Genomic DNA, 26,307 nt, shown 5'->3' with positions numbered 1-26,307 from the left:
TCAGCCTCGTTCGGGATTCAGGGCGTTGGCCAGCCAGGTAACCAGCAGCACCACAAAGAAGTAGGAGATCACCAGCGCGCTGGTGAAGTGACCGCTGCCGTTACGCATGTTGAAGAGGTAAACCTGCAGGGTTTCATAGCGGTTGCCGACCAGCAGGTTAGCGAAGACAAATTCGCCAATCAGGAAGGAGAAAGAGAGCAGCACGGCAATCAGCATCCCTTTGCGCAGATTGGGCAGCACGACCCACAGCGCCGCCTGCCAGGTGCTGGCACCCAGCAACTGCGCGGCATCAATCAGCTCTTTGAGGTTGATCGCCTGCATATTGTTCGCCAGCGCCCGGTAGATAAAGGGTAACGCGATAGTGAAATAACAGCCGATTAAGATCCACGGCGTGCCGGTCAGCATCAGCGGTGACGAAGAGTAGAGTTGCAGTAATCCCACTGACGACACCACCGGCGGCACGGCGAAAGGCATCAGGATCAGGACGTTCATCACCGCATCCAGTCGAGGAAAATAGTAAGCGATTACAAACATGGCAGGCAGCACCAGCACCAGCGAGAACAGCAGCGCACCCAGGCAAATCAGCAGCGAATGGCCCAGCGCCGTCAGAAATCGCGGGTCGCTCCAGAGCTGGATGAACCACTTCAGGCTATAGCCCTGTGGCAGAATGGTGTTACTCCAGTCGGACGACAGTGCATAAAGCAGTGTGGCCAGTAAAGGCAGTGCCAGCAGGGTAAAGAGTAACCCGACCATTATCCGGTGATAGAGGTGCTCAGCACGTGACATGGCGGCTCCTTTCATGGCTGTTTCGCATTGAGATAGCTACGGCGCACCAGATATTGCTGCACCAGGGTGATCAGCGCCATAATCGCCACCAGCAGCATCGCCAGCGCACTACCGGTGTTGGGATCCAGCGAGATATCGCCGGAGACCAGCGCGGCAATGCGCACCGGCACCACGTTGAAATTACCCGTCGTCAGGGCATAAATCGTGGCGTAAGCGCCCAGTGCATTTGCCAGCAGGATCACAAAGGTCCCGAGCAGCGCCGGAAACAGAATCGGCAGGCCGATATGCCACCAGTAGTGCCAGCGGCTGGCACCCAGCAGCGCAGCGGACTCCTGCCACTCTTTTTTCAGCCCGTCGAACGCCGGGTAGAGCAGCAGCACGCCCAGCGGGATCTGGAACCAGGTGTAGACCAGCACCATGCCGTTGCGCGAGAAGAGTCTGAAGCTCTCAACCAGACCATAATGGCGCAACAGCAATGTCAGGCAGCCGTTCAGCCCCAGCAGAATCACAAAGGCAAACGCCAGCGGGACACCGGCAAAGTTGCTGGTCATATTGGTAAAAGCGATGAGAAAGCGCTGCAGTCGCCCGCCGCCGAGCTGATGCAGTGAATAGCCGGTGACCAGTGCAATCAGTAAGCCGTAGACGCTTGACCAGAGTGAGATATCCAGCGAAAAACGAAACGCCTGCTGGTAGAAGGGCGAGGTGAGAATGTCCTGATAGTTATCCCAGCCCCACTGGCTGTTCATCTCACTCCAGAAGCTGTTAATGGCGATCCACAACAGCGGTGCCAGCTGAAAGGCGACCCAGAACAGGGTGAACGGTAACAGCAGCAGCAGCGCGACTCCTTTTCCTCTCATCTCTTCGACTCCGCCAGCAGGCCGCGACAGACCGGCTTGTCATGCGCCACCTCAAGCAGTTCACACAGCGTGCCGCACAGATCGGTCTGCTGCGGTGCCAGGTCAGGCTGCAGCGAGAAAGCCCGGCCAAAGACAAACAGCGGCACTGTGGTCTCTTCCGGCAGAATACCGCCGTGGGAGCGATCGTCATTCATGCCGTGATCGGCGGTCACCATCACCTGATAGCCCTCAGCCAGCCACAAGGGCATCCACTGCGACAGCAGGCCGTCTGCGATGCGTGCCCGGTTGCGGTACTGTGGCGAAGAGAGGCCCGATTTATGACCGGCATCGTCGATATTCATCGGGTGGATTAGCAGAAAATCGGGATCGTGACGCAGCCGCAGGCTCTCTGCATCTTCAAACAGATGCGAGTCGGGATAGCTATCGTCAGAATAAAAATGGCCATACTGAATGGGCAGGTCCGGCGCGTCAGTGTGACGATCGCGCGCCGGAACGAACGGCGTTCGGTTATAAAGCTCACTCACCCAGTGGTAGGCCGCCGCCGCAGTCGTCAGTCCCGCCGCTCGCGCAAAGTGAAAGATGCTACGCTCGCGGCTTAACCGGCTGACGCCATTATGAATAATGCCGCTTCTGACCGGCGGAATACCGGTCAGAATGCACTCATAAAGCGGGCGTGACAGCGAGGGTAATTCACAGGTCATACGGTAATAAAACCCGTTGCCCTGCGAACATTCGGCATGCAGGTAACCCATTGCATGTTGTGCGACCTGATTGCTCAGGCCGTCCAGCACTACCAGAATGGTCTTCATTCCGTTCTCCCTGCCGCGAATTACTGCTGCATGTTGATGATGACGTTTTCCTGCCACAGGCGCGGCAGCATTTTCGACGATTTATCCCAGGCAGCCTGATCCTTCACCGGACGGGCATTTTTATATTCAGATTGCGGCAGCAGGCGAGCCTGAACGTCCGCTGGCAGCGTCAGATGTTCAGCACGGATCGGACGGGCATAGCCCTTCGCCAGATTGATCTGTCCCTGGTCTGAGAAGATATATTCGCGCGTCAGTTTTGCGGCGTTAGGGTGTTTCGCATATTTGTTGATGACGGTGGTGTAGCCGGAGGTCACGGAGCCATCAGACGGGATCACCACTTCGTAGCGGTTTTTGTCGATCTGGTCCCGGTAGTTAAGGGCGTTAAAGTCCCACACCACCGCCATCTGCACTTCGCCTTTTTCGATATTGGCAATCACCGGATCGGTAACGCCAAGACGACCCTGTTTGGCCAGATCGGCAAAGAAAGCCAGCGCCGGTTTCAGGTTCTTCTCATCGCCACCTAAGGCGTAGTTTGCCGCCAGTACGCCGTTAGCCGCCTGAGCTGCCACGCCGACGTCACCGATAGTAACCACATACTTACCTTTTTTCAGATCGGCCCAGCTGTGGGGGATATCTTTAACCTGCTGCTTGTCGATCAGGAAGGCGATGGTGCCGGTATAGGCCAGCGCCCAGTGGCCATCTTTATCTTTTGCCCAGGCCGGAATCTGATCCCAGTGAGTGGGTTTATAGGGCTGGGTCACACCTTTAGCGACAGCGATCGGGCCAAAGGCGGCACCCACGTCACCGATGTCAGCGCTGGCGTTCTCTTTTTCTGCATCGAATTTCGCCAGCTCCTGCGCCGATGACATATCGGTATCGCTGTGCTTAAGGCCATATTTGCTGCTGATGTCGTTCCAGGTATCTTTCCAGTTAGCCCAGCTATCCGGCATCCCGACGCTGTTGACCTGGCCTTCACTGCGTGCCGCTTTTTCCAGTGCGGCAAGGTCGTTATCGGCGGCCTGCGCAACGGGCAGGGTGAGCACTACAGCACTGGCTACTACAGAGGCGATAAACGCTTTCATCTCAGTTGCTCCGGGTGTAAGTTGATGGGCCTGGCTGGTCTAGTCCAGCAAGAACCGAGCCAATGTAGCCCCTGTATATGAACGATTTATGACAGGGCGGCGCTGTGCGGGGGATGGGCGATGAAAGATGTGACCCGTTCGCCTGTCACAGGCGCGTTTACCTGAACAGTAAGAGTGCGGAGTCGCACCAAAATGAGGCTACTGTTGTGGAGTCGATAGCACTCAAAACGGCGGATGCGATCGCCAGCGTCCTGCTGACGCGTATTCAGGCCGGAGAGTTCAGCGCCGGGCGACTGCCGGCGGAGCGTGCCTTAAGCGAAGCGTTCAGCACGACCCGGATTACCCTTCGGGAAGCACTGGGCAAGCTGGAAGCCCAGGGGATGATCTACCGGGAACTGCGTCGCGGCTGGTTTATCGCACCGCCGCGGCTGATCTATAACCCGCTGCATCACAGCCACTTTCATGCCATGGCAATGGAGCAGGGACGGCAGGCGGCTACCGAGGTCATCGCCGCCGAACAGGTCGCGGCGCACGACAGCGTGGCGACGGCGCTGCGGCTGGCATCCGGTTCGGCGGTGTACTGCATCCGCCGTTTGCGGCGCATCGACGGGCGTGCGGTGCTCTATGTTGAACACTACCTCAATCCGCGTTTTTTCCCTGGTCTGCTTGATGAAGATTTGACCCGCTCACTGACCGATCTCTATGACCAGCGCTACGGCATTCGTTACGGCGGCGCGCGCTTCACCATCCTGCCCGGCCCGCTGCCGGAGGTCGCCGCACCCATGCTGAATGTGGCACCGGGCAGCCCTGGTTTGTTGATCACCCGCATCAATCGCAACCAGCAAAAAGAGGTGATTGATTGCGACTGTGAATACTGGCGTTACGATGCGCTCTGTGTTGATGTGGAGGCCTGAGGAGTTATTGTGATTTGCGTCACACTCGCGCATGATACCGCGCGCTAACAACTCCTTTTTTAAGGCGCAACATGAGTGACAAAAATCCTTTGGCCCGCCACCTTGCAACGGTACTGCAATGGGTGCTGAATCTGGGTCTGCTGAGTCTGGCGATCATCCTGATCGTCTTTTTAGGCAAAGAAACTATCCATCTGGCAAACGTACTGTTTAACACCAGCGAGCAGTCATCCTCCTATCTGTTGATTGAGGGAATTGTCATTTATTTCCTCTACTTCGAATTTATTGCGTTGATTGTTAAGTACTTTCAGTCGGGATATCACTTTCCGCTGCGCTATTTTGTCTATATCGGTATCACGGCAATTATCCGCCTGATTATCGTCGACCATAAAAATCCCTTCGATACGCTCTGTTACTCTGCGGCGATTCTGATTCTGGTGGTCACCCTGTGGCTGGCAAACAGCAACCGCCTGAAACGCGAGTAATCCCCCTGCCGTCTGTCATGACGGCAGGTGTTCGCATCGCGTCTCTGCGCTAAACTAGCGTCCTGAAAATTATTGGGAGTGGTGCTATGTCGCAAGACGCGCTCAGCTTATTACGTGCGCTCAACTGGCTTTCTCCGTCGCAGGCAACCCTTGCGCCGCCATTGCTCGACTGGCTGATGGAGGAGGATTCAATGACGCGCCGTTTTGAACAACATTGTCAGCGGGTCACGGTTCAGCCGCTGCGTGAAGGCTTTATCGACGCCAGCGAGTTGGGTGATGAAAAGAGCTTGTTGCCAGACGATCAACGCTTCTGGCTGCGCGAAGTGTTGCTTTTCGGCGACGATCAGCCCTGGCTGGCTGGCCGTACGCTGGTGCCGGAAAGCACCCTTAACGGGCCAGAAGCGATGCTGCAGCAGCTGGGCACCCGGCCGCTGGGTCGCTATCTCTTCTCCTCTTCAACGCTGACCCGCGATTTTATTGAGCCGGGGCAGGTGGAGGGATTGTGGGGACGACGTTCACGCCTGCGTCTCTCCGGCAAACCGCTGCTGCTGACTGAACTGTTTTTACCGGCATCGCCGCTCTATCGCGATCTGGTCTGAGGATCCTGTGGTGCAAAATAGCTTAAGTATAAATAAATGGCGGGCCTACACGCGCCTGATGCGTATCGATAAGCCGATCGGTACGCTGCTGCTGATGTGGCCAACGCTCTGGGCATTATGGCTGGCTGACATGGCGATCCCGCCGCTGCCGGTGCTGGCGGTGTTTGTTGCCGGTGTCATCGTGATGCGTGCGGCCGGTTGTGTGATCAATGACTACGCCGATCGCAAAGTAGACGGTCATGTCGAACGCACGAAGCATCGGCCACTGGCCAGCGGCGCGGTGAGTGCAAAAGAGGCTAAGTTGCTGTTCGTGATCCTGGCTCTGGCGGCTTTTGCGCTGGTGCTGACCATGAACATGATGACGATTATGCTCTCAGTGGTGGGGCTGGCGCTGGCCTGGGTCTATCCCTTTATGAAGCGTTATACCCACCTGCCGCAGGTAGTGCTGGGTGCTGCCTTTGGCTGGGCCATTCCCATGGCATGGTCCGCAGTTAGTGAGTCCTTACCTCTGGTCTGCTGGCTGGTATTTATCGCCAACATCTGCTGGACGGTCGCCTATGACACTCAGTATGCGATGGTGGATCGGGATGATGACCTGAAGATTGGCGTGAAGTCGACCGCGATTCTCTTTGGCCGTTTCGACAAGCTAATCATTGGTCTGCTGCAACTGGCGACGCTGCTGCTGATGGCGCTGGTTGGCCTCATGCTGCATCTGAACAGCGCCTTCTACTGGACGCTATTACTGGCCGCCGCGCTGTTTGTTTATCAACAGAAGCTGATCGCCGGACGCGAGCGGCAACCCTGTTTCCAGGCTTTTCTCAATAACAACTATGTCGGAATGGTGCTGTTCCTCGGTGTGCTGATGAACACCCCGCCGTTCAGCCAGCTGTTCTGACAGAGGATTCAGGCACAAAAAAGGCGACCTCATGAGGTCGCCTTTTTACTATGCGCGCTGGGGTCAGTCGTGCGCCACAGCGGTTTCAATCGTCATACGGACATCGCTGGTGACCAGGTCTGCCAGCATATGCCAGGTCGCCAGGGTCTGCGCAACATCGGCATCACCGCTGTCGCTGATATACCCTTCATCGCGCAGGGTCAGGACCAGTGAGGTAAAGACCGCTTTGTCGAAGAATTCCGGGGCATTGATACCGTGCAGCACCGACAGACGCTGTGCCAGCGTCCGGCTCTCTTTCTCCAGCGTACCGCGGTTAATCGTCGGCTTGGCGCTGAGAATGGAGAACGTAATAGCATAGCGCTGCAGTGTTTCACGCACACCGGCGGCCAGCAGTTGCAGCGTGCGATAGCGCGCTGAGGAAAAGCGCAATTCGCCAGCTTCGAGCGTAATCAGGCCCTGACGCGCCAGCTCCTGACTCAGTTCGGTCAGCAGTTGCGGCAGCTCATCAGTCTGCCAGCGCAGGAACAGCTCACTCTTCAGCATCGGGTAGATCAGGCTCACCTGACGCAGCAGTTCTGCTTCGCTCAGCGTCTGATGCTGCTGAACAATGGCGGCAATCAGCGACGGCATCACCAGCATATGATGAATATTGTTGCGATAGTAGGTCATCAGCACCGCCTGCTCTCGCGGCAGAATGATGATGTCGCCAATGCTGTCCTTTTCACTCTCAAACTTATTCATACCCATGGCGTGATCCAGCAGCGCTTCCGCTGAGAGATCGGGTACGGTCGCATTTGGCGAGTAAGGCACGTTGCGCAGCAACTGGGTATAGCACTCCAGTTGTTCAATCAGCTGTTCACGGGTTAGTGAGCGCTGACGTGACGCCAGCAGGGCGGTGACACAGAGGTTCATGGCGTTAGCCGCGCCCGCTTCATTGATACGCACCATCAGGCTGGCAGCAATATCGTTGACGGTTGGGGTTAACCAGCTGGGACGCTGCGGCTCAATCGGATCGATGGCATCGCGCCATTCCGGCACCCGCTTATTGAGATAGTTGACCAGCGGCAGGGGTTCGCCAAAGTTCACGTAACCCTGACCGAGATTGCGCAGCTTGCGTAAGCCGCGCACCATCTGCATGAAGCCCTCTTTCTCTTTCGCCGCGCCGCGCAGTTCTTTAGCGTAAGTGCCCACTTCCATCACGTGCTCATAGCCGATGTAAATCGGCACCAGCGTGATGGGGCGATTTCCGCCGCGCAGCATCGCCTGCAGCGTCATGGCTAAGGTGCCGGTTTTAGGGTCCAGCAGGCGACCGGTTCGTGAACGGCCACCTTCGACAAAGTACTCAACCGAATAGCCGCGGGTGAATAGCTCGCCGAGATATTCGCGGAATACCGTGGCGTAGAGCTTGTTGCCTTTAAAGGTACGACGAATAAAGAAAGCGCCCAGGCGACGGAAAATCGGGCCGGCTGGCCAGAAGTTGAGATTGATCCCGGCTGCGATGTGCGGCGGCACCAGTCCCTGATGATAGAGCACATAGGAGAGCAGCAGATAATCCATGTGGCTGCGATGGCACGGCACATAGACAATCTCGTGGCCATCCTGCGCCAGCTGGCGGACTTTTTCGCCGCCATTGACGTTGATGCCCTGATAGAGCCGACTCCAGAGCCAGCCCATCACGCGGTCAGTTACGCGGATGGCTTCATAGGAGAAGTTTGCCGCAATCTCCTCCATCATTTCGACGGCGTTCTGCTGCGCTTTCTCATGGGAGATTTTTTTGCTGCGAGCTTCATCTTCTACTGCTTTTTCAATCGCTTTGGATTGCAGCAGACGAGTAAACAGATCCTGACGCGCCGGCAAGCGCGGGCCAATCGCCGCCAGCCGCTGGCGGGCAAAATGAATGCGCGCCACACGAGCCAGCTTCTGGGCGATCGACTGATCCGTACCGTGTTCAGTTGCCATGCGGCGCAGCGACACCGTCGGCGAGAAGCGGACAAAACTGTCGCGCCCGTGCCAGATCACCGCAAAAAACTTCTGCACCCCGTTCAGCACCCGCAGGTGTGGCGTTGCTTCGCCCTGGACTTCACGTCCTGGTGCGCGGCCAAACATCACCGTGACCGGCAGCATCTGAATATCCAGCTTAGGGTTATTGCGATGCAGGTCCAGGTAATCGTGAAAAATTTTCACGGATTCAACGCTGGGCACAAAATAGGGGAAGACGCGAGGGCCATTGTGGATAAAGACGTGGCGCGGCAGCAGAGAACCATCAATCTCCAGCGGAGTGAGCGGGTCGGGCAGATGATGCCGCAGACACTGTGCGCGTAAAGTCAGTAAGTCGGCCTTCGAATCGTAAGGCAAAACATACATAATAGGTCGGGTCGGATCCAGACCATGTTCAGACACGGGATCGGCCGGAATGGCCTTACTTTTTACCAAAAACGACAGTGGTAAATTAAGCAGTTTGTAATAGAGTTTACGCCAACCTGACATAGACAACATGAAGCCTCTTGTTAGCAAAGCGCCGCAAGCATACCAGAAAGCGCAGCGAAGATCTGTGGTGGTGCCAATTGCACGCAGCCCAGACATTGACGTCAATCCGATGAAAGGGTTCCCACATCATGGCAAATAATGCCACCGGACTTATCAGAATAGTAAAAGCTGCAGGTTACTCATGGCAGGGACTGCGTGCCGCCTGGCAACATGAAGCGGCGTTTCGGCAGGAAGCGCTGGCTGCGCTGGCCGCTATTGTTATTGCGTGCTGGCTGGATGTCGATGTGGTCTCCCGCATCCTCATGATTGGGGCGGTGGTGCTGGTGGTCATTGTTGAAATCCTCAATAGCGCCATTGAAGCAGTGGTCGACCGCATCGGTCAGGAGCATCATCCGCTGGCGGGCCGGGCAAAAGACATGGGCTCGGCGGCGGTGCTGATCAGCATCTTACTGGCACTCTTCGTCTGGATCGCGCTGCTCTGGACACATTTGCGATAAGCCTTCCATAACGCGTCTGAGGGCGCGTTTTCCCTGACAATCGGTTTCCATTTCACCAATACCTGTATATACTCACAGCGACTGTATAAACAACCAGGGGGCGGGATGAAAGCATTAACCAGCAGGCAGCAGCAGGTCTATGACCTGATTCGCGACCATATTTCTTCAACGGGCATGCCGCCTACGCGTGCCGAGATCGCCGCGCAGCTGGGCTTCCGTTCGCCGAACGCGGCAGAAGAGCATCTGAAAGCGCTGGCGCGCAAAGGCGTCATCGAGATCGTTTCCGGTGCATCGCGCGGCATTCGACTGTTAATGGAAGAAGAAGCCTCAGAAGGGCTACCGCTGATTGGCCGGGTTGCTGCCGGTGAGCCGATCATGGCGCAGGAACATATCGAAACCCACTACAAGGTCGATCCGGGCCTGTTTAAGCCGTCTGCTGACTTCCTGCTGCGCGTCAGCGGAATGTCGATGAAAGATATCGGGATTATGGATGGCGACCTGCTCGCGGTGCATAAAACCCAGGATGTGCGTAACGGCCAGGTTGTGGTTGCCCGCATTGATGATGAAGTCACCGTTAAGCGCTGGAAAAAGCAGGGTGCTATCGTGCATCTGCTGCCGGAAAACAGCGATTTTGACCCGATTGTTGTCGATACCCGTGCGCAGTCACTGACCATAGAAGGTCTGGCTGTTGGCGTGGTGCGCAACGGTGAGTGGCTCTGATTCTTCTGCCAGCGTGCATTCGCCTTCTCTGATGCTATTCTGTCTGCCCTAATTTTGTCGCTGCCTCTTTTGCGCAGCGACACTGAGCACGGAACGGCGAATGCGCTTTATTACGGCAACCGATAAAAATCTCTGGCGGCTTGCGCTGCCGATGATCCTTTCAAATATCACCGTTCCCTTACTTGGAGTGGTCGATACTGCAGTAATTGGTCATCTCGACAGCCCTGTCTATCTTGGCGGGGTTGCGGTCGGGACTACAGTGACCAGCTTCCTCTTTATGCTGCTGCTTTTCCTTCGAATGAGTACCACTGGCCTTACGGCGCAGGCATTTGGCGCGGGCGATAAAATGGCGCTGGCACGCGCGCTGACTCAGCCGCTGATCATTGCGCTGCTGGCGGGCGTACTGTTCATCGCTTTGCGTTATCCGATTATTCAGCTGTCGACCCATCTGGTTGGCGGCAATCCCGATGTACTCGAACAGGCGGCACTGTTTATTCAGATTCGCTGGCTCAGTGCGCCTGCCACGCTGGCAAACCTGGTCATTCTGGGCTGGCTGCTGGGCGTGCAGTATGCACGCGCGCCGGTGATCCTGCTGGTGGTGGGCAACCTGGTTAACATCGTGCTCGATCTCTGGCTGGTGATGGGGCTGCACTGGGGTGTCGCGGGGGCGGCAACCGCCACGGCGCTGGCGGAATACATTACGCTGGGTGTCGGCAGCATCATGGTCTGGCGGGTGTTAAAACTGCGCGGAATTACGCTTAGCCTGCTGAAGCAGAGCTGGCGCGGTGACAGCGGCCGGCTGCTGCGACTGAACCGGGATATCATGCTGCGCTCTCTGATGCTGCAGCTCTGTTTCGCCTCGCTGACCGTACTGGGTGCCCGGCTGGGTCCGGATGTGGTGGCGGTTAACGCAGTATTACTGATGTTCATCACTTTTACGGCTTACGCGCTGGATGGCTTTGCCTATGCGGTTGAAGCTTTTGCGGGTGAGGCGCATGGTGCAAAAGATGGCAGCAAACTCCTGCGCGTCTGGCACTCTGCCTGTCGGCAGGCGGTGGTGGTGGCGCTGTTCTTCTCGCTGATCTATGCCATTTTTGGCCCGCAAATCGTTACCCTGCTGACCTCTCTTCAGTCACTCCAGCAGACAGCGGACCGCTATCTGGTCTGGCAGATGATTATGCCGCTGATCGGTGTCTGGTGTTATCTGCTGGATGGCATGTTCATCGGGGCGACGCGCGGGCGCGAGATGCGTAACAGCATGGTAGTTGCCGCAGCCGGCTATTTTCTGACGCTGCTTAGCGTACCGGTGCTGGGTAACCATGGTCTTTGGCTGGCAGTCACGGTTTTCCTGGCGCTGCGAGGCCTGTCGCTGTGGCTCATCTGGCGTAAGCACTGGCGTCAGAACAGCTGGTTTGATGCCTGAGTCAGCCGTGGCTGCACGCAAGCCGATACGGATTATTCTGTATTATTCCACGGTTAAGAAATTGGCTACTACAATTAACTCTATGCAGCGCAGTTAACCAGCGCTTTGTATCGTTATTTTGTTAAGTAGCAAGATAATCATTAAAACCCGAGGATTGGAGGTCTGCCATGAATAAAGACGAAGCAAGCGGCAACTGGAAGCAGTTCAAAGGCAAAATGAAAGAGAAATGGGGCAAGCTGACCGACGATGATATGCAGGTTATCGAAGGTAAACGCGATCAGCTGGTCGGTAAAATCCAGGAGCGTTACGGCTCTACCAAAGATGAAGCCGAGCGCGAAGTAAGCGACTGGGAAGGTCAGAACAAAGATCACCGCTGGTAATCAGACAATAGCTTGATAATCAGCTGAATGTGTTCCGGTGGGCCCTCACCGGAACCGCACAAGGATGTGCCGATTACCCGCGTTTCCCCCGCTTTTTACCCTCATCCTGATGGTCATGCTCGCAGCTTTCATGGTGCGTACAGGCTTCAACCGCAGCACAATTTTCACATAAACCATGCGCTTCAATCACGCTATGGCGTAATGCAAACTGCGCTTCACCTGCCAGACCAGCAATAATCTTCTCTACGCCCTGCGCCTGCTTCTCTGTAACGGCGGCACAGCGGTCACAGACCAGCATCACCGATGTATGTGCTGGTGCCTCAAAATGGTGACACATGACGTAGCTGTTGTTGGATTCCACCCGATGAATGAAACCCTGCTCCAGCAGGAAATCGAGCGCCCGGTAAACCGTGGGTGGCTTGGCCTGTGGCTCGCTGACCCGGAGTTGATCCAGCAGATCGTAGGCGCTGATCGAGCCAGGCTGCTCGGCCATCAGGCGCAACACTTCAGCACGCTGCGAAGTCAGACGCACACCGCGCTGCAGGCACATCTTTTCGGCCTGAATCAAAATTTGCTGCGACGTCATGTTTGTCATGAAAATTCTCCGCTGGATAAGTGATGTTATTTTATCACACATAGTTTCGCGGCGCTGAGGTTGGTTTTCGTCTGAAAAAACAGCATCATTTGCCTGATAAAGCAGCATATTCAGAATTTAAGCCGTCTTCTATCTCAAATCTGACGACAAATCAGATCCATTCTGAATCCACCTGAAGCGGAATTTGTTGGCATTTTGCTTTGCATCTCACTGAGTTAAGAAGTAATGTTCAGAAAGACTTAAGAAAAGTCTGGCATTATTTGAAATATCCCAATGCAGTTTGAACAATTACAACGGTTTTTTGATTGGAAAACGTCCAATCCTTTGAATTAAGACACTGTTTCCTTTGAATTCACAGCAATAACGCGTTAGCCAGGGTTCACAATAGGGCTAACAAACTATTCAGTCATTGAATGTTTCAATGGCAATTTCTCAGGTGATGGCAGGCAAATGGTGAAAAAATCCGCTCAACGTTCAGCGCTGATCTACACGGCTGCAACGACCGCGCTTTTCCTTTCTTCTTCCGCCATGGCGGCAGGGACCTGGTATGATGCACGTAATGACGCCATGGGCGGCACCGGCGTAGCATCTTCTCTTTATGGCTCCGCAGTGCTGGCGAACCCGGCATTAATGACACGCGCCAAACCCGACGATAGCGTCAGCATTATTTTTCCCTCAGCGGGCATTCAGGTGACTGACAAAGATAAGCTGATAGATAAAGTGGATGATATTACGGACACCGTGGATCGCTACCGTGACGTGCTCAGTAATTTAACCTTCGCTGATTATCTGCGTGGCTATCCTGAAGTGCGCGCCGCCTCAGGCGATGTCGCCAACCAGCTAAATGATTTACGCGGCAACAAAGCGGACGGTAACGCCGGGGTTGCCCTGGCCGTCACTATCCCTGACGAGACGCTGCCTTTCGCCTTTATCACCAAAGCCTATGGCTCAGCGCACGTGCGTGCCAATGTGGTCCAGAGCGATATCGACTATCTGCGCGGTGTGGCTAACGGCACAGTGCTTCCTCGTCCTGGCGATCAAAATAACCTGCGCTCCAGCGCTAATGGCTTAGCGGCGCTGGTCACCGATTATGGTGTTGCGGTGGCGCATGAGTTCACCATCGCTGGTCAGCCAGTATCGGTAGGCGTCACACCGAAAGTGCAGAAAACCTGGCTCTATAACTACACCGCCAGCATTTACAACTACGACAAAAGTGACATCAATAACAGCCAGTATCGCAGCACCGACACCGGCTTTAACGTTGATGCCGGTCTGGCGACCACCTTTGCTGAAAACTGGACGCTGGGTGTAACCGGACAGAACCTGGTTTCACGCGATCTGCAGACCAAAGAGGTCAATGGTTTCCGCGACACCTACCAGATTCGCCCGCTGGTCACCACCGGTCTGGCCTGGGATAAAGGTCCGTTTACCGTGACGGGCGATGTGGATCTGACTGAAACCAAACGCTTCAAAACTCAGGATAACAGCCAGTATGCGGCAGTGGGTGCGGAATACCGCGTACTTGACTGGCTGCAGCTGCGTGCAGGTTATCGTGCGGACATGCGTTCTAACGACGAAAATGTCGCTACGGCCGGTTTTGGTCTGTCACCGTTTAACAAAGCCGTCCATCTGGATCTGGCGGGCTCTGTAGGTGCTAACAACACCTGGGGCGCGATGATGCAGCTGGGCTTTAACTTCTAAGCGCGTTAATCAGACTGTTCGGGGGCGGGCGATGCACTATCGCCCGCCCTTGTGTTATCCTTGCACAGAATTCCATCACCCCTTAATTACCGGATTGTCTGCGCTTCATGCCTAATTTCTCTTCGCAACGTTTCTCTATCGCCCCTATGCTCGACTGGACCGATCGTCACTGTCGCTATTTTCATCGCCAGTTGACCGGTGACACGCTGCTCTACACCGAAATGGTGACTACGGGCGCAATCATTCATGGCAAAGGGGATTACCTGGCTTACAGTGAGGCTGAGCATCCGGTCGCGTTGCAGCTTGGCGGTAGCGATCCGGCGGCACTGGCGCAGTGCGCGAAGCTGGCAGAGCAGCGCGGTTACGATGAAGTGAATCTTAATGTCGGCTGTCCCTCTGATCGGGTGCAGAATGGCCGTTTCGGCGCCTGCCTGATGGCCGAGGCGAATCTGGTCGCAGATGCCGTTAAAGCGATGCGCGACGTGGTTTCAATTCCGGTCACGGTGAAAACCCGCATTGGTATCGATGAGCTGGACAGCTATGAATTCCTGACCGATTTTATCGGCACGGTGGCGGGACGCGGTGAGTGTGAGACATTTATCATTCATGCGCGTAAAGCCTGGCTCTCCGGCCTCAGCCCGAAAGAGAACCGCGAGATTCCACCGCTGGATTATCCCCGCGTCTATCAGCTGAAACGCGATTTTCCGCAACTGACTATCGCCCTCAATGGCGGCGTGAAAACCCTGGAAGAGGCACAGATCCATCTGCAACACCTTGACGGCGCGATGATGGGACGTGAAGCCTACCAAAACCCCGGCATTCTGGCGCAGGTCGATCAGACATTGTTTGGTCGTCAGCATCCGGCGGCGAACCCGGTTGAAGTGGTGCGCGCCATGTATCCCTATATTGAAGCGGAACTGGCAAAGGGGACGTATCTGGGACATGTCACGCGCCATATGCTGGGTCTGTTCCAGGGGATCCCGGGCGCCCGCCAGTGGCGACGCCACCTGAGTGAAAATGCCCACAAACCCGGTGCCGATGTCCGTGTGCTGGAGGCGGCGCTGGCGCTGGTCGCCGATAAAATCCCGCAGGAAGCCTGACGCCTCACCTGAACCCGAAAAAACCAGCTCTGAATGCTGGTTTTTTTTACGCCATTATGTGGTTTTTCTCACCAGATTGCGCTCTTATGTTTATCTCTTATCAGCAGAAAATCAATGAGTTAACTGTTGGCACGTTTTTTGTAATAACTATAACAATCGGAATCAAAAAGGAGCGCTGACGTGGAAATTTTATTCGTATTGGGGTTTTTCCTGATGCTGTTGCTGACCGGCGTTTCGCTGTTAGGCGTGCTGGCGGCACTGGTGGTCGCAACCATCGTGATGTTTGTCGGTGGACTGTTTGCAATTGTTATTAAAGTGTTGCCGTGGCTGGTGCTGGCGGTGATTGCGGTCTGGCTGCATCGTGCCTTTTTTGGCGACAGCGATGAGCGAGCACGTCGCAAGCTGCGGCGTAAGATCAACAGGTTAGACCGCAAAGGCTGGCGCTAAATGCGGTGAAGATCACAGTGTGATAGATTGGTCGGGGCTGATCTGCAATTAAACATATTTTTTACTTATGTTTTCTGGCAGGATGCCTGTCGTCAAATCGATGTGCCATCGACTCGACACGAATTCATCGCCGCTGTCCCTACACCAGCGCGAACAAAAAATAAAAAAAGAGAAGGGCTTCCCGCGGGAGGCCCTTTTTGTTGCTCACTACTATGGAATTAAGAGACAGGACCCCTGCGTGGCGCGGCTCTCCAGCATCTGGTGCGCTTTGCTGGCCTCTTTCAGCGCAAACTTCTGCTGCTCCGGCACATCAACTTTAATTGCGCCACTCGCCAGCAGCGAGAAAAGCTCGGCACTGGCGGTTTCCAGCTCCTGGCGGTTGGTGATATAGCCAAACAGTGAAGGGCGGGTCACAAACAGCGAGCCTTTCTTATTCAGAATGCCGAGATCTATCCCGGTCACCGGACCCGAAGCATTGCCAAAACTGACCATCAGCCCATGACGGCGCAATGAGTCCAGCGATGCTTCCCAGGTATCTTTGCCCACGGAGTCATAAACTACGCCCACTTTTTTCCCGTCGGTCAGTTCGCTGACGCGTTGCGCAATATTCTCTTCGCGGTAGTTAATCGTCGCCCAGGCGCCGGCCTTTTTCGCCATCGCTGCCTTTTCTGCTGACCCGACTGTGCCAATCAAATGGGCACCCAGCGCTTTTGCCCACTGACAGGCAATTAACCCGACGCCGCCCGCTGCGGCATGAAACAGGAAGGTCTCACCGGCGCTGATTTTATAGGTCTGGCGCAGCAGATATTGTGTGGTCAGCCCTTTCAGGTAGCTGGCTGCGCCCTGCTCAAAGCTGATCGCCTCCGGGAGATGCATCAGGCGATCTTCCGCCACGTTGTGCACTTCGCTATAGGCTCCCATCGACGCCAGACAGTAGACCACGCGATCGCCGGGCTTAAATAATGTCACGCCACGTCCAACCCGCGACACCACGCCTGCGGCTTCTGTACCCAGGCCAGAGGGAAAAGCGGCGACCGGATAAAGCCCGCTGCGAACATAGGTATCGATGTAATTAATCCCGATAGCGCGATGTTCTACCTGCACTTCATGTTCGGCCGGGTCAGCAGGTTCAAAATCTGTCCACTCTAAAACGTCCGGGCCGCCATGTGCGCTGAACTGAATACGCTTTGCCATTCTGACTCCTGTGATTGTTTCATCATGAGGGTGAGGCACGCACCCCAACTAAGGTATACTTGCGCGTCCCCACAGAAGATCGGTAATGCATTCACTATGGCAGGAAATAAACCCACCAACAAATCGAACGAAACGCAGGATCGCCAGCTCGCAGGCGTGAAAATGCCCCCGCATTCGCTGGAAGCGGAGCAGTCGGTGCTCGGTGGGTTAATGCTGGATAACGAGCGCTGGGACAATGTCTCTGAGCGCGTCGTCGCGAATGATTTTTTCAACCGCTCGCATCGGCTGATTTTTTCAGAGATGCAGCGGCTGCTGGAAAACAGCAAACCTATTGACCTGATTACGCTCTCCGAATCGCTGGAAACCCGTGGCGAGCTGGAGATGGCGGGCGGCTTCGCCTATCTGGCGGAACTGGCGAAAAACACCCCGAGCGCGGCGAACATCGGCGCCTATGCTGACATCGTGCGCGAACGTGCGGTGGTGCGTGAGATGATCGCCGTCGCTAACCAGATTGCCGATGCCGGTTATGATCCGCAGGGGCGTAACAGCGAAGAGCTGCTCGACTTCGCGGAGTCGAACGTCTTTAAAATTGCGGAAGCGCGCGCGGATAAGGATGCTGGCCCGAAAAACATCGAGCAGATTCTGGAATCGACCGTTTCCCGTATCGAATCGCTCTATCAGACACCGCACGATGGCGTCACCGGCGTCGATACCGGCTATCAGGATCTGAATAAAAAGACCGCGGGCCTGCAGGGTTCTGATCTGATTATTGTCGCAGCACGTCCTTCGATGGGTAAAACCACCTTTGCGATGAACCTGTGCGAAAACGCCGCCATGCTGCAGGAAAAACCAGTGCTGATCTTCAGTCTGGAGATGCCCAGCGAGCAGATCATGATGCGTATGCTGGCGTCACTCTCCCGCGTCGATCAGACCCGCATTCGTACCGGGCAGCTGGATGATGAGGACTGGGCGCGTATTTCCGGCACCATGGGCATCCTGCTGGAGAAGAAGAACATGTACATTGATGACTCTTCCGGCCTGACGCCCACCGAAGTGCGTTCGCGCGCCCGGCGTATCTACCGTGAAAACGGTGGATTAAGCATGATCATGATCGACTATCTGCAGCTGATGCGCGTGCCGTCGCTGTCGGACAACCGTACGCTGGAAATTGCTGAGATCTCCCGCTCGCTGAAAGCGCTGGCCAAAGAGCTGAACGTGCCGGTTGTAGCGCTGTCGCAGCTTAACCGCTCGCTGGAGCAGCGAGCCGATAAACGTCCGGTCAACTCGGATCTGCGTGAATCGGGCTCGATCGAGCAGGATGCGGATTTGATCATGTTTATCTATCGCGATGAGGTTTACCACGAAAACAGCGATCTTAAAGGGATCGCGGAGATCATTCTGGGTAAACAGCGTAACGGCCCGATCGGTACGGTACGCCTGACCTTTAACGGTCAGTGGTCACGCTTCGACAACTACGCTGGCCCGCAATACGACGACGAATAATCCCCGGTTTGTGCTGTCATGCACGATCTGTGCATGACAGCCCCCATCATCACAAAATAGTGTTGGACAACCTCTCGGGTTATCGGGTTATCTGTAACAAAGCGACGCCCATCACGCTGTGGAAACGGAATGACTCACGTAGACGATTACGACCTTAAAATCCTGACTTTATTACAATCCAACGGCCGTCTGACCAATCAGGAACTCAGCGATCTGGTCGGCCTTTCTGCCTCACAATGTTCCCGCCGTCGTATCAATCTGGAACAGGCTAATCTGATCCTGGGTTATCATGCCCGGCTGTCGCCCGATGCCATCGGGCTTGGCATGGTGGGATTGATTGAGGTGCGTTTAATTAACCACACCGCAGAATATGTTGAGAGCTTTCACCGGATGGTGGAGCAGGAACAGGCGATCGTGGATGCCTATAAAACCACCGGCGATGCGGACTATCTGCTTAAAGTGGCAGTGGCCGATCTCAATTCCCTTAGTGCGTTAATCAGCCAGTTAGTCGCGGGCCACCAGAGCGTTTCCCATGTGAAAACCTCGGTAGTGCTGGGACGCATGAAAGAGAACGGGCTGATGATGCTGCCTGAGCAGAAGACGCGCTAAAAAGGTGCGCGCTGTGCGCTTTTGGTGCACACTTGCGGCAATTAATGCGAAGAGCGCGCATAGAGTCGGACTTTAACGCATAGGTTGACGGTATCTGCCGGAATTTATGCACAAAGTTCTTTTTTAAAGCGCCTTAGATATCAATGGGATATCGCTGGCACCCGGTTTACAGCAGTTCAGTGCTGTGGCGATGGTGCGTTTTTTGCATCGAAACCGCATCCTTTGCTCTGAGAAAACCCCATGGATAACATCGCAGAACCCTCCCGCGTCCCGCATTCGCGCATTGAAGATGCGCTGGCGATGGTGCTTGGCACCCTGATGGTCTCGTTCGGCGTCATTATGCTGAAACAGGCGGGAGCGCTGACCGGCAGCACCGCAGGCATCGCCTTTCTGATCAGCTACCTGTCGCCGCTTTCGTTCGGCAGCGCGTTTTTCCTGATCAACATCCCTTTTTACTGGCTGGCGGTAAAACGCATGGGCTGGGAATTTACGCTGAAAACCTTCTGCGCCGTCGGTCTGGTGTCGCTGTTTACCCAGCTGCACCCGCTGTTCGTCCACTTTTCTGACCTTAACCCCTTCTATGCGACACTGTTCGGTAACGTCATCATGGGAATCGGGTTTATAGTGTTATTTCGTCATAAGGCGAGCCTGGGCGGCATCAATATTCTGGCGCTGTGGCTACAGGATCGCTTTGGGATCCGCGCGGGGAAGCTGCAAATGGTGGTCGATACCTGCGTCGTGCTGGCGTCACTCTTTGTGGTGAGTGGCCCCATCCTGCTCGCGTCGATTGCGGGTGCGGTGATCCTGAATCTGATTATTGCAATGAACCACCGTCCGGGACGCTATCGGGTTTAATCCGCCTCTTCCCTCTGGACCAATCATGGAGACCTACACCGTGTTTCAAAACGTTGATGCCTATGCTGGCGATCCGATTCTGTCGTTGATGGAAGCCTTCAAACAAGACCCACGCGAACACAAAGTTAACCTGAGTATCGGCCTCTATTACGACGAAAAGGGCATCATCCCGCAGCTGAAGGCTGTAGCCGCTGCCGAAGAGCAGATCTATGCTGAGCCGCATCAGGCATCGCTCTATCTGCCAATGGAAGGACTGAACAGCTACCGTAGTGCGATTGCACCGCTGCTGTTTGGTGCCGATCATCCGGTGTTAAACGCGGGCCGTATCGCCTCTATTCAGACGCTGGGCGGTTCTGGCGCGCTGAAAGTGGGCGCGGATTTCCTTAAGCGCTACTTCCCGCAGTCTGCGGTCTGGGTCAGCGATCCGACCTGGGAGAACCACGTCGCGATTTTTAATGGTGCAGGTTTTGAGGTAAATACCTATCCCTGGTATGACGCAGAGACCCACGGCGTGCGGTTTGATGCTTTTATCAGCACCCTGAAAACCCTGCCAGCGCAGAGCGTCGTGCTGCTGCATCCCTGCTGTCATAACCCGACCGGTGCTGACCTGAGCGATGCGCAGTGGGATCAGACCGTTGAGGTGCTGAAAGCACAGCAGCTGATTCCTTTCCTGGATATCGCCTATCAGGGCTTTGGTGCCGGCATGCAGCAGGATGCCTATGCGCTGCGTGCAGTCGCGGCGGCGGGCCTGCCAGCCCTGGTGAGCAACTCCTTTTCCAAAATTTTCTCGCTCTATGGCGAGCGCGTGGGCGGTCTCTCTATCGTCTGTGACAGCGCCGAAGAGTCAGCGCGTGTGCTGGGCCAGTTAAAAGCCACGGTTCGCCGCAACTACTCCAGCCCGCCGAATTTCGGTGCGCAGGTTGTCGCGCGCGTACTCAACGATGACGAGTTGAAAGCCAGCTGGCTGGCTGAAGTGGAAGCGATGCGCTTACGCATTCTGGACATGCGTCAGTCGCTGGTGGACGTGCTGAGCACTGCACTGCCAGGTAAAAACTTCGACTACCTGCTGAAGCAGCGTGGCATGTTCAGCTACACCGGCCTGAGTGCGCAGCAGGTCGATCGTCTGCGCAACGAATTTGGCATCTATCTGGTGGGCAGCGGCCGCATGTGTGTGGCCGGTCTGAACAGCAAAAATGTGCATCAGGTGGCTGAAGCGTTTGCCGCCGTGATGTAACTCTGCCGCCAGGCTGTAAAAAAAACCGTCAGGGTGCTCTCTGGCGGTTTTTTTATGGGTCAGGGTTTACCTTTCGGCGACATGCTGCACACTTAAACGGGGTAACCGTTTCAGGAATAAGCTATGTGGCATCAACAAACTATTACGCTGAGCGCGAAGCCGCGCGGGTTTCATCTGGTCACCGATGAGATCGTGAACTCGCTCTCCGGACTGCGTGATATCAAAACCGGTCTGCTGCATCTGCTGTTGCAGCACACTTCGGCGTCGTTAACCTTAAATGAGAATTGCGACCCGACGGTGCGCAGCGACATGGAGCAGCATTTCATGCGGCACGTGCCGGAGAATGCGCCTTATCAGCACGACTACGAAGGGCGGGATGATATGCCGGCGCACATCAAATCGTCGACCTTAGGGGTTTCGTTGTTATTACCGGTTCAGCGGGGACGTCTGGTGCTGGGCACCTGGCAGGGTATCTGGCTGGGCGAGCATCGCATTGAGGGCGGTGCCAGGCGGATTGTCGCCACTTTACAAGGGGAATCGTAATGAATAACTCAGACTTACTGACCTATTGCATGAGTAAGCCGGGCGCGGAGCAGAGCGTCCACAGTGACTGGAAAGCCACGCAGATTAAAAGCAACGGCGTGCTGTTTGCGATGGTACATGAGGCGAAAGGGCGGCCAGCGGTCTCGCTGAAATCGACGCCTGCGCTGGCCGAATTACTGCGCGAAGAGCATAGCGATATTATTCCCAGCGAGCATCTTAACAAGTCACACTGGAGCACGCTGTTCCTGGACGGTTCGCTGAAAGATTCGCAGATCTACTATCTGGTCGATGCCTCATTCCAGCAGGTTGCAACGGCCCGCTAAATGGCAATAAAAAACCCTCTTACCTGAGCAAGAGGGTTTCAGAGGCAACGTGTTACGCGGCAGGCTGTTCGCGCAGGGTATTAATGTCGATAACGAAGCGGTATTTCACATCGCTTTTCAGCATGCGCTCATAGGCTTCATTGATCTGGTCCATCGCGATCAGTTCAATGTCTGACGTAATGCCGTGCTCACCACAGAAATCGAGCATCTCCTGGGTCTCTGCGATGCCGCCAATCAGTGAACCGGCGATGCTGCGACGCTTGAAGATCAGGTTAAATACCTGCGGTGCCGGGTGATCGTGCTCCGGTGCACCCACCAGCGTCATGTTGCCATCCAGCTTCAGCAGGGTGATGAAGGGGTTGAGATCGTGCTGAGCCGCAACAGTGTTCAGAATGAAGTCGAAGCTGTTGGCGTGCTGCGCCATCTGCTCCGCATCTTTGGAGATCACGACTTCATCGGCACCCAGACGTTTGCCATCTTCAATTTTGGAAGGCGAGGTGGTGAACAGCACCACATGTGCGCCCATGGCATGGGCAATTTTCACGCCCATATGGCCCAGGCCGCCTAAGCCTACGATACCCACTTTCTTGCCCGGGCCGACATTCCAGTGGCGCAGCGGCGAGTAAGTGGTGATACCGGCACACAGCAGCGGTGCCACGCCCGCCAGCTCCAGGTTCTCGGGAATGCGCAGCACAAAGCTCTCATCAACCACCATCGACGTTGAGTAACCACCGTAGGTAATGGCGCCGGTTTCACGATCTTCACCGTTATAGGTGCCAACAAAGCCGTTTTCACAATACTGCTCCAGACCCTGCTGACAGCTCGGACAGCTGCGGCACGAATCGACCATGCAGCCTACGCCGACCAGATCGCCGACTTTGTATTTCTGCGTCTGCGGGCCAACGGCCGTGACGCGACCGACAATTTCATGACCCGGAACCACGGGGAAAATGGTGTTTTTCCACTCATTACGGGCCTGATGCAGGTCTGAGTGGCAGACGCCACAGAACAGCACCTCAAGCTGAACGTCATGGGCGCGCAGCTCACGCGGCTTAAAATCGAACGGTGCCAGTTTGGATTTTGCATCCTGAGCAGCATACGCATGCGTAATATTCATGGTGTCTCCAGTTTCGATGTGTCGTGAGTGTTATTCGATGAAGTGCAGCAGCGTTGATGTGCTGCGAAAACAGGGCGACGCCAGGGGCGTGCCAAAGAGGAACCGCTTAAGGATAGTCAGCGTGGGGAAAAGCGTATATGCCTATACATGTCTGAATCTTGCCTGATTCTGCAATTTTCTGGCTGAATCGACAGGGGAGAGTAAAAGGCCCGCACGCGGCGGGCCTGACAGAATTACTTCTGTAACAGTGGCTTCAGGAAGCGCGCGGTATGTGATTTCTCACATTCCGCCACGGTTTCTGGCGTACCAGCTACCAGGATTTCACCGCCGCCGCTACCGCCTTCCGGACCCAGGTCGACAATCCAGTCTGCAGTTTTGACCACATCCAGGTTGTGCTCAATCACCACGATGGTGTTGCCCTGATCGCGCAGCTTATGCAGCACTTCCAGCAGCTGCTGGATATCGGCAAAGTGCAGGCCGGTAGTCGGTTCATCCAGAATGTAGAGCGTCTGACCGGTGCCACGCTTTGACAGCTCACGCGCCAGCTTCACGCGCTGGGCTTCACCGCCGGAAAGGGTGGTGGCGGACTGACCGAGGCGGATGTAGGTGAGACCCACATCGATCAGCGTCTGCAACTTACGCGCCAGCGCCGGCACCGCATCGAAGAACTCACGTGCCTCTTCGATGGTCATCTCCAGCACTTCGTGAATGCTCTTGCCTTTGTACTTCACTTCCAGCGTTTCACGGTTATAGCGTTTGCCTTTGCACTGATCGCACGGCACATAAATGTCCGGCAGGAAGTGCATTTCGACTTTCAGCACGCCATCGCCCTGACAGGCTTCACAGCGTCCGCCACGCACGTTAAAGCTGAAGCGGCCCGGATTGTAGCCGCGCGAACGCGCTTCCGGCACGCCCGCAAAGAGTTCACGCACTGGGGTGAAGATGCCGGTGTAGGTGGCCGGGTTGGAGCGCGGTGTACGACCAATCGGACTCTGGTCGATGTCGATCACTTTGTCGAAGTGCTCCAGTCCCGCCACGTCACGGTAAGGTGCCGGTTCGGCGATGGTCGCGCCGTTCAGCGCCCGCTGGGCAATCGGGAAGAGCGTATCGTTGATCAGGGTCGATTTACCCGAGCCGGAAACACCGGTAATACAGGTGAACAGCCCGACCGGCAGCGTCAGCGTGACATCCTTGAGGTTGTTGCCGCGTGCGCCAGTAATCTTCAGGACTTTGGCCGGGTCGCCTTTGACGCGCTCCTCTGGCACTGCAATGCCACGCTTGCCGCTCAGGAACTGGCCGGTCAGTGACGCTTCCTGCGCCATGATCTGATCAACCGTGCCTTCAGCCACCACCTGGCCGCCATGTACGCCCGCACCCGGACCGATATCGATCACATGGTCAGCGGCACGAATCGCATCTTCATCATGCTCAACCACGATCACCGTGTTACCGAGGTCGCGCAGATGAATCAGGGTGCCGAGCAGGCGTTCGTTGTCGCGCTGGTGCAGGCCGATTGAAGGCTCATCCAGCACATACATAACGCCGACCAGACCGGCACCGATCTGGCTGGCCAGACGGATACGCTGTGCTTCACCACCGGACAGGGTCTCGGCGGAACGCGACATCGAAAGATAGTTCAGGCCGACGTTGACCAGGAAGCTCAGGCGATCGCCAATCTCTTTCAAAATTTTCTCGGCGATCTGCGCACGCTGGCCGCTGAGTTTCATGTTTTCAAAGAAGGACATCGCATGGCCGATGCTCATCTCAGAGATGGTCGGCAGCGTGGTGTTCTCCACGAAGACATGACGCGCTTCACGACGCAGACGGGTTCCTTCACAGCTGGCACAGGCGCGGTTGCTGATAAATTTCGCCAGCTCTTCGCGTACCGCTGAGGACTCGGTCTCTTTGTAGCGGCGCTCCATGTTATTGAGCACCCCTTCAAACGGATGACGGCGCACCGAGGTGTCGCCGCGATCGTTGATGTACTTAAATTCGATGCTCTCTTTGCCTGATCCGTACAGAATCACTTTCTGTACGTTTTCTGGCAGGCTGCCGAACGACGCTTCGATATCAAAATCGAGGTGTTCCGCCAGCGAACGCAGCATCTGGAAGTAGTAGAAATTGCGGCGATCCCAGCCGCGGATTGCACCGCCCGCCAGCGAGAGTTCAGGATTCTGCACCACGCGGTCAGGATCAAAATATTGCTGTACGCCAAGGCCGTCACAGGTCGGACAGGCGCCCGCCGGATTGTTAAACGAGAACAGGCGCGGCTCCAGCTCGCTCATGCTGTAACCACAGATCGGGCAGGCGAAGTTAGCCGAGAAGAGCAGCTCTTCTGCGGCGCTGTCATCCATGTCCGCCACGATGGCCGTCCCGCCGGAGAGCTCCAGCGTGGTCTCAAACGATTCCGCCAGGCGGGTTGCGAGATCTTCACGTACTTTAAAGCGGTCAATCACCACTTCAATGGTGTGCTTCTTCTGCAGCTCGAGTTTTGGCGGATCGGAGAGGTCACACACTTCGCCATCAATACGCGCACGGATATAGCCCTGGGTCGCCAGATTCTCCAGCGTTTTGGTGTGCTCACCCTTACGATCTTTCACCACCGGCGCCAGCAGCATCAGGCGACGGCCTTCCGGCTGGGAGAGCACCTGATCGACCATCTGGCTGACGGTCTGCGCCGCCAGCGGCACATCATGATCCGGGCAGCGCGGTTCGCCAACGCGGGCAAACAGCAGACGCAGGTAATCATGGATCTCGGTGATGGTTCCCACGGTCGAGCGTGGGTTGTGCGAGGTGGATTTCTGTTCAATGGAAATGGCGGGCGACAAACCTTCGATATGATCGACGTCCGGCTTCTCCATTAACGAAAGAAACTGGCGCGCATACGCAGAGAGCGACTCCACATAGCGGCGCTGACCTTCCGCATACAGCGTATCAAACGCCAGTGAGGATTTACCGGAACCTGACAGGCCGGTTACCACAATGAGTTTGTCGCGTGGGATGGTCAGGTTGATGTTTTTCAAATTATGGGTGCGGGCACCACGAACTTCGATCTTATCCATTCACCTTTCCCGGATTAGCAGCACTCACCGCGCCTTGCCGACACGGCCAGAATAAACGTGTCATTATGGCACAAAAAATAGACTGAATAAATA

26 protein-coding genes are annotated in these 26,307 nt (G+C 55.7%); 17 read left to right on the top strand and 9 right to left on the bottom strand.

Annotated features, from left to right (window positions below):
• Genes ACX8ZY_RS18495 through ACX8ZY_RS18480 form a run of 4 tightly spaced genes read right to left on the bottom strand, consistent with a single transcriptional unit; the run spans window position 1 to window position 3,534 of the window.
• Complete coding sequence (locus tag ACX8ZY_RS18495) at window positions 1–786, bottom strand: ABC transporter permease (protein ID WP_031593877.1); 786 nt, start codon at window positions 784–786, stop codon at window positions 1–3.
• An 11-nt stretch (window positions 787–797) separates the two neighbouring features.
• A complete protein-coding gene (locus ACX8ZY_RS18490) occupies window positions 798–1,643 on the bottom strand; it encodes an ABC transporter permease (protein WP_010252254.1) in 846 nt (281 codons plus the stop codon).
• On the bottom strand, window positions 1,640–2,452 hold the full coding sequence (locus ACX8ZY_RS18485) for an alkaline phosphatase family protein (RefSeq protein WP_158149653.1): 813 nt from the start codon (window positions 2,450–2,452) through the stop codon (window positions 1,640–1,642). Before ACX8ZY_RS18485 ends, ACX8ZY_RS18490 begins: the two co-directional genes overlap by 4 nt.
• Before the next feature lie 20 nt (window positions 2,453–2,472).
• Window positions 2,473–3,534: an ABC transporter substrate-binding protein gene (locus tag ACX8ZY_RS18480; RefSeq protein ID WP_010252250.1), complete on the bottom strand. Its 1,062-nt coding sequence runs from the start codon at window positions 3,532–3,534 to the stop codon at window positions 2,473–2,475.
• A gap of 206 nt (window positions 3,535–3,740) precedes the next feature.
• Here ACX8ZY_RS18480 and ACX8ZY_RS18475 point away from each other — a divergent pair, with 206 nt between their 5' ends.
• The 4 genes from ACX8ZY_RS18475 (at window position 3,741) to ubiA (ending at window position 6,424) form a co-directional block, all read left to right on the top strand.
• Complete coding sequence (locus ACX8ZY_RS18475) at window positions 3,741–4,448, top strand: UTRA domain-containing protein (RefSeq protein ID WP_010672207.1); 708 nt, start codon at window positions 3,741–3,743, stop codon at window positions 4,446–4,448.
• 71 nt (window positions 4,449–4,519) lie between these two features.
• Entirely contained in the window at window positions 4,520–4,930 is a 411-nt protein-coding gene (psiE, locus tag ACX8ZY_RS18470; protein WP_031591808.1) for a phosphate-starvation-inducible protein PsiE, read from the top strand.
• 86 nt (window positions 4,931–5,016) lie between these two features.
• On the top strand, window positions 5,017–5,529 hold the full coding sequence (gene ubiC, locus ACX8ZY_RS18465; protein ID WP_459260506.1) for a chorismate lyase: 513 nt from the start codon (window positions 5,017–5,019) through the stop codon (window positions 5,527–5,529).
• Between the two features lie 58 nt (window positions 5,530–5,587).
• The gene (gene ubiA / locus ACX8ZY_RS18460; protein WP_154209916.1) at window positions 5,588–6,424 is read left to right on the top strand and encodes a 4-hydroxybenzoate octaprenyltransferase; all 837 of its coding nucleotides are present in this window, start codon (window positions 5,588–5,590) and stop codon (window positions 6,422–6,424) included.
• A gap of 63 nt (window positions 6,425–6,487) precedes the next feature.
• On the opposite strand, the gene plsB is transcribed toward ubiA, so the two are convergent.
• The gene (plsB, locus tag ACX8ZY_RS18455) at window positions 6,488–8,911 is read right to left on the bottom strand and encodes a glycerol-3-phosphate 1-O-acyltransferase PlsB (protein WP_010252237.1); all 2,424 of its coding nucleotides are present in this window, start codon (window positions 8,909–8,911) and stop codon (window positions 6,488–6,490) included.
• Between the two features lie 128 nt (window positions 8,912–9,039).
• Between plsB and ACX8ZY_RS18450 the strand changes: the two genes are divergently transcribed.
• The 4 genes from ACX8ZY_RS18450 to ACX8ZY_RS18435 all read left to right on the top strand — a co-directional run bounded on the left by ACX8ZY_RS18450 (window position 9,040) and on the right by ACX8ZY_RS18435 (window position 11,931).
• A complete protein-coding gene (locus ACX8ZY_RS18450; RefSeq protein WP_010252234.1) occupies window positions 9,040–9,408 on the top strand; it encodes a diacylglycerol kinase in 369 nt (122 codons plus the stop codon).
• 105 nt (window positions 9,409–9,513) lie between these two features.
• Window positions 9,514–10,128 carry a transcriptional repressor LexA gene (gene lexA, locus ACX8ZY_RS18445; RefSeq protein ID WP_010252231.1) on the top strand — a complete coding sequence of 205 codons (615 nt, stop codon included), beginning with the start codon at window positions 9,514–9,516 and terminating at the stop codon, window positions 10,126–10,128.
• 100 nt (window positions 10,129–10,228) lie between these two features.
• Entirely contained in the window at window positions 10,229–11,551 is a 1,323-nt protein-coding gene (dinF, locus tag ACX8ZY_RS18440) for an MATE family efflux transporter DinF (protein ID WP_033759527.1), read from the top strand.
• Between the two features lie 167 nt (window positions 11,552–11,718).
• A complete protein-coding gene (locus ACX8ZY_RS18435) occupies window positions 11,719–11,931 on the top strand; it encodes a CsbD family protein (RefSeq protein WP_033770834.1) in 213 nt (70 codons plus the stop codon).
• A gap of 73 nt (window positions 11,932–12,004) precedes the next feature.
• Here the strand turns inward: ACX8ZY_RS18435 and zur are convergent, their stop codons facing one another.
• The gene (gene zur / locus ACX8ZY_RS18430; protein WP_010252202.1) at window positions 12,005–12,526 is read right to left on the bottom strand and encodes a zinc uptake transcriptional repressor Zur; all 522 of its coding nucleotides are present in this window, start codon (window positions 12,524–12,526) and stop codon (window positions 12,005–12,007) included.
• A 450-nt stretch (window positions 12,527–12,976) separates the two neighbouring features.
• On the opposite strand from zur, the gene ACX8ZY_RS18425 reads away from it, so the two are divergent.
• The 3 genes from ACX8ZY_RS18425 (at window position 12,977) to pspG (ending at window position 15,774) form a co-directional block, all read left to right on the top strand.
• Window positions 12,977–14,227 carry a conjugal transfer protein TraF gene (locus ACX8ZY_RS18425; protein WP_052271203.1) on the top strand — a complete coding sequence of 417 codons (1,251 nt, stop codon included), beginning with the start codon at window positions 12,977–12,979 and terminating at the stop codon, window positions 14,225–14,227.
• Between the two features lie 107 nt (window positions 14,228–14,334).
• Complete coding sequence (gene dusA / locus ACX8ZY_RS18420; RefSeq protein ID WP_459260502.1) at window positions 14,335–15,327, top strand: tRNA dihydrouridine(20/20a) synthase DusA; 993 nt, start codon at window positions 14,335–14,337, stop codon at window positions 15,325–15,327.
• Between the two features lie 180 nt (window positions 15,328–15,507).
• Window positions 15,508–15,774, top strand: a complete 267-nt coding sequence (gene pspG, locus ACX8ZY_RS18415; RefSeq protein ID WP_010252199.1) for an envelope stress response protein PspG — start codon at window positions 15,508–15,510, stop codon at window positions 15,772–15,774.
• A 210-nt stretch (window positions 15,775–15,984) separates the two neighbouring features.
• Here pspG and ACX8ZY_RS18410 read toward each other — a convergent pair whose 3' ends face one another.
• Window positions 15,985–16,968: a quinone oxidoreductase gene (locus tag ACX8ZY_RS18410; protein ID WP_010252198.1), complete on the bottom strand. Its 984-nt coding sequence runs from the start codon at window positions 16,966–16,968 to the stop codon at window positions 15,985–15,987.
• A gap of 96 nt (window positions 16,969–17,064) precedes the next feature.
• Here ACX8ZY_RS18410 and dnaB point away from each other — a divergent pair, with 96 nt between their 5' ends.
• The 6 genes from dnaB to ACX8ZY_RS18380 all read left to right on the top strand — a co-directional run bounded on the left by dnaB (window position 17,065) and on the right by ACX8ZY_RS18380 (window position 22,035).
• Window positions 17,065–18,471, top strand: a complete 1,407-nt coding sequence (dnaB, locus tag ACX8ZY_RS18405; protein ID WP_010252197.1) for a replicative DNA helicase — start codon at window positions 17,065–17,067, stop codon at window positions 18,469–18,471.
• Between the two features lie 129 nt (window positions 18,472–18,600).
• On the top strand, window positions 18,601–19,080 hold the full coding sequence (locus tag ACX8ZY_RS18400; protein ID WP_010252196.1) for an Lrp/AsnC family transcriptional regulator: 480 nt from the start codon (window positions 18,601–18,603) through the stop codon (window positions 19,078–19,080).
• Between the two features lie 240 nt (window positions 19,081–19,320).
• On the top strand, window positions 19,321–19,935 hold the full coding sequence (locus ACX8ZY_RS18395) for a YitT family protein (protein WP_010672216.1): 615 nt from the start codon (window positions 19,321–19,323) through the stop codon (window positions 19,933–19,935).
• 40 nt (window positions 19,936–19,975) lie between these two features.
• Window positions 19,976–21,169 carry an amino acid aminotransferase gene (locus ACX8ZY_RS18390; RefSeq protein ID WP_158132190.1) on the top strand — a complete coding sequence of 398 codons (1,194 nt, stop codon included), beginning with the start codon at window positions 19,976–19,978 and terminating at the stop codon, window positions 21,167–21,169.
• 123 nt (window positions 21,170–21,292) lie between these two features.
• Window positions 21,293–21,712 (top strand): secondary thiamine-phosphate synthase enzyme YjbQ, encoded by a 420-nt coding sequence (locus ACX8ZY_RS18385; RefSeq protein ID WP_031591785.1) that lies wholly within the window; start codon window positions 21,293–21,295, stop codon window positions 21,710–21,712.
• Window positions 21,712–22,035 (top strand): MmcQ/YjbR family DNA-binding protein, encoded by a 324-nt coding sequence (locus ACX8ZY_RS18380; protein WP_010252186.1) that lies wholly within the window; start codon window positions 21,712–21,714, stop codon window positions 22,033–22,035. Before ACX8ZY_RS18385 ends, ACX8ZY_RS18380 begins: the two co-directional genes overlap by 1 nt.
• A gap of 52 nt (window positions 22,036–22,087) precedes the next feature.
• Here ACX8ZY_RS18380 and ACX8ZY_RS18375 read toward each other — a convergent pair whose 3' ends face one another.
• Both ACX8ZY_RS18375 and uvrA read right to left on the bottom strand, forming a co-directional pair.
• On the bottom strand, window positions 22,088–23,152 hold the full coding sequence (locus tag ACX8ZY_RS18375) for an NAD(P)-dependent alcohol dehydrogenase (protein ID WP_010252184.1): 1,065 nt from the start codon (window positions 23,150–23,152) through the stop codon (window positions 22,088–22,090).
• A 233-nt stretch (window positions 23,153–23,385) separates the two neighbouring features.
• Window positions 23,386–26,214 carry an excinuclease ABC subunit UvrA gene (uvrA, locus tag ACX8ZY_RS18370; RefSeq protein WP_010252182.1) on the bottom strand — a complete coding sequence of 943 codons (2,829 nt, stop codon included), beginning with the start codon at window positions 26,212–26,214 and terminating at the stop codon, window positions 23,386–23,388.
• Window positions 26,215–26,307 lie beyond the last annotated feature (93 nt).

It is taken from the genome of Pantoea sp. XAF26B01_ASV70, assembly GCF_054512635.1.
This window is presented reverse-complemented; position numbering and strand designations above follow the sequence as displayed.

Excerpts from the sequence above, each read along its gene's own strand:
- ACX8ZY_RS18380 (WP_010252186.1), top strand. The coding sequence starts at position 21,712 with ATGAATAACTCAGACTTACTGACCTATTGCATGAGTAAGCCGGGCGCG.
- uvrA (WP_010252182.1), bottom strand. The coding sequence starts at position 26,214 with ATGGATAAGATCGAAGTTCGTGGTGCCCGCACCCATAATTTGAAAAAC.
- ACX8ZY_RS18375 (WP_010252184.1), bottom strand. The coding sequence starts at position 23,152 with ATGAATATTACGCATGCGTATGCTGCTCAGGATGCAAAATCCAAACTG.
- ACX8ZY_RS18400 (WP_010252196.1), top strand. The coding sequence starts at position 18,601 with ATGACTCACGTAGACGATTACGACCTTAAAATCCTGACTTTATTACAA.
- ACX8ZY_RS18480 (WP_010252250.1), bottom strand. The coding sequence starts at position 3,534 with ATGAAAGCGTTTATCGCCTCTGTAGTAGCCAGTGCTGTAGTGCTCACC.
- dusA (WP_459260502.1), top strand. The coding sequence starts at position 14,335 with ATGCCTAATTTCTCTTCGCAACGTTTCTCTATCGCCCCTATGCTCGAC.
- ACX8ZY_RS18450 (WP_010252234.1), top strand. The coding sequence starts at position 9,040 with ATGGCAAATAATGCCACCGGACTTATCAGAATAGTAAAAGCTGCAGGT.
- dnaB (WP_010252197.1), top strand. The coding sequence starts at position 17,065 with ATGGCAGGAAATAAACCCACCAACAAATCGAACGAAACGCAGGATCGC.
- ACX8ZY_RS18495 (WP_031593877.1), bottom strand. The coding sequence starts at position 786 with ATGTCACGTGCTGAGCACCTCTATCACCGGATAATGGTCGGGTTACTC.
- ACX8ZY_RS18385 (WP_031591785.1), top strand. The coding sequence starts at position 21,293 with ATGTGGCATCAACAAACTATTACGCTGAGCGCGAAGCCGCGCGGGTTT.
- ACX8ZY_RS18425 (WP_052271203.1), top strand. The coding sequence starts at position 12,977 with ATGGTGAAAAAATCCGCTCAACGTTCAGCGCTGATCTACACGGCTGCA.
- plsB (WP_010252237.1), bottom strand. The coding sequence starts at position 8,911 with ATGTCAGGTTGGCGTAAACTCTATTACAAACTGCTTAATTTACCACTG.
- ACX8ZY_RS18395 (WP_010672216.1), top strand. The coding sequence starts at position 19,321 with ATGGATAACATCGCAGAACCCTCCCGCGTCCCGCATTCGCGCATTGAA.
- zur (WP_010252202.1), bottom strand. The coding sequence starts at position 12,526 with ATGACAAACATGACGTCGCAGCAAATTTTGATTCAGGCCGAAAAGATG.
- ubiA (WP_154209916.1), top strand. The coding sequence starts at position 5,588 with ATGCGTATCGATAAGCCGATCGGTACGCTGCTGCTGATGTGGCCAACG.
- ACX8ZY_RS18490 (WP_010252254.1), bottom strand. The coding sequence starts at position 1,643 with ATGAGAGGAAAAGGAGTCGCGCTGCTGCTGCTGTTACCGTTCACCCTG.
- ACX8ZY_RS18435 (WP_033770834.1), top strand. The coding sequence starts at position 11,719 with ATGAATAAAGACGAAGCAAGCGGCAACTGGAAGCAGTTCAAAGGCAAA.
- ubiC (WP_459260506.1), top strand. The coding sequence starts at position 5,017 with ATGTCGCAAGACGCGCTCAGCTTATTACGTGCGCTCAACTGGCTTTCT.
- ACX8ZY_RS18410 (WP_010252198.1), bottom strand. The coding sequence starts at position 16,968 with ATGGCAAAGCGTATTCAGTTCAGCGCACATGGCGGCCCGGACGTTTTA.
- lexA (WP_010252231.1), top strand. The coding sequence starts at position 9,514 with ATGAAAGCATTAACCAGCAGGCAGCAGCAGGTCTATGACCTGATTCGC.
- ACX8ZY_RS18485 (WP_158149653.1), bottom strand. The coding sequence starts at position 2,452 with ATGAAGACCATTCTGGTAGTGCTGGACGGCCTGAGCAATCAGGTCGCA.
- dinF (WP_033759527.1), top strand. The coding sequence starts at position 10,229 with ATGCGCTTTATTACGGCAACCGATAAAAATCTCTGGCGGCTTGCGCTG.
- psiE (WP_031591808.1), top strand. The coding sequence starts at position 4,520 with ATGAGTGACAAAAATCCTTTGGCCCGCCACCTTGCAACGGTACTGCAA.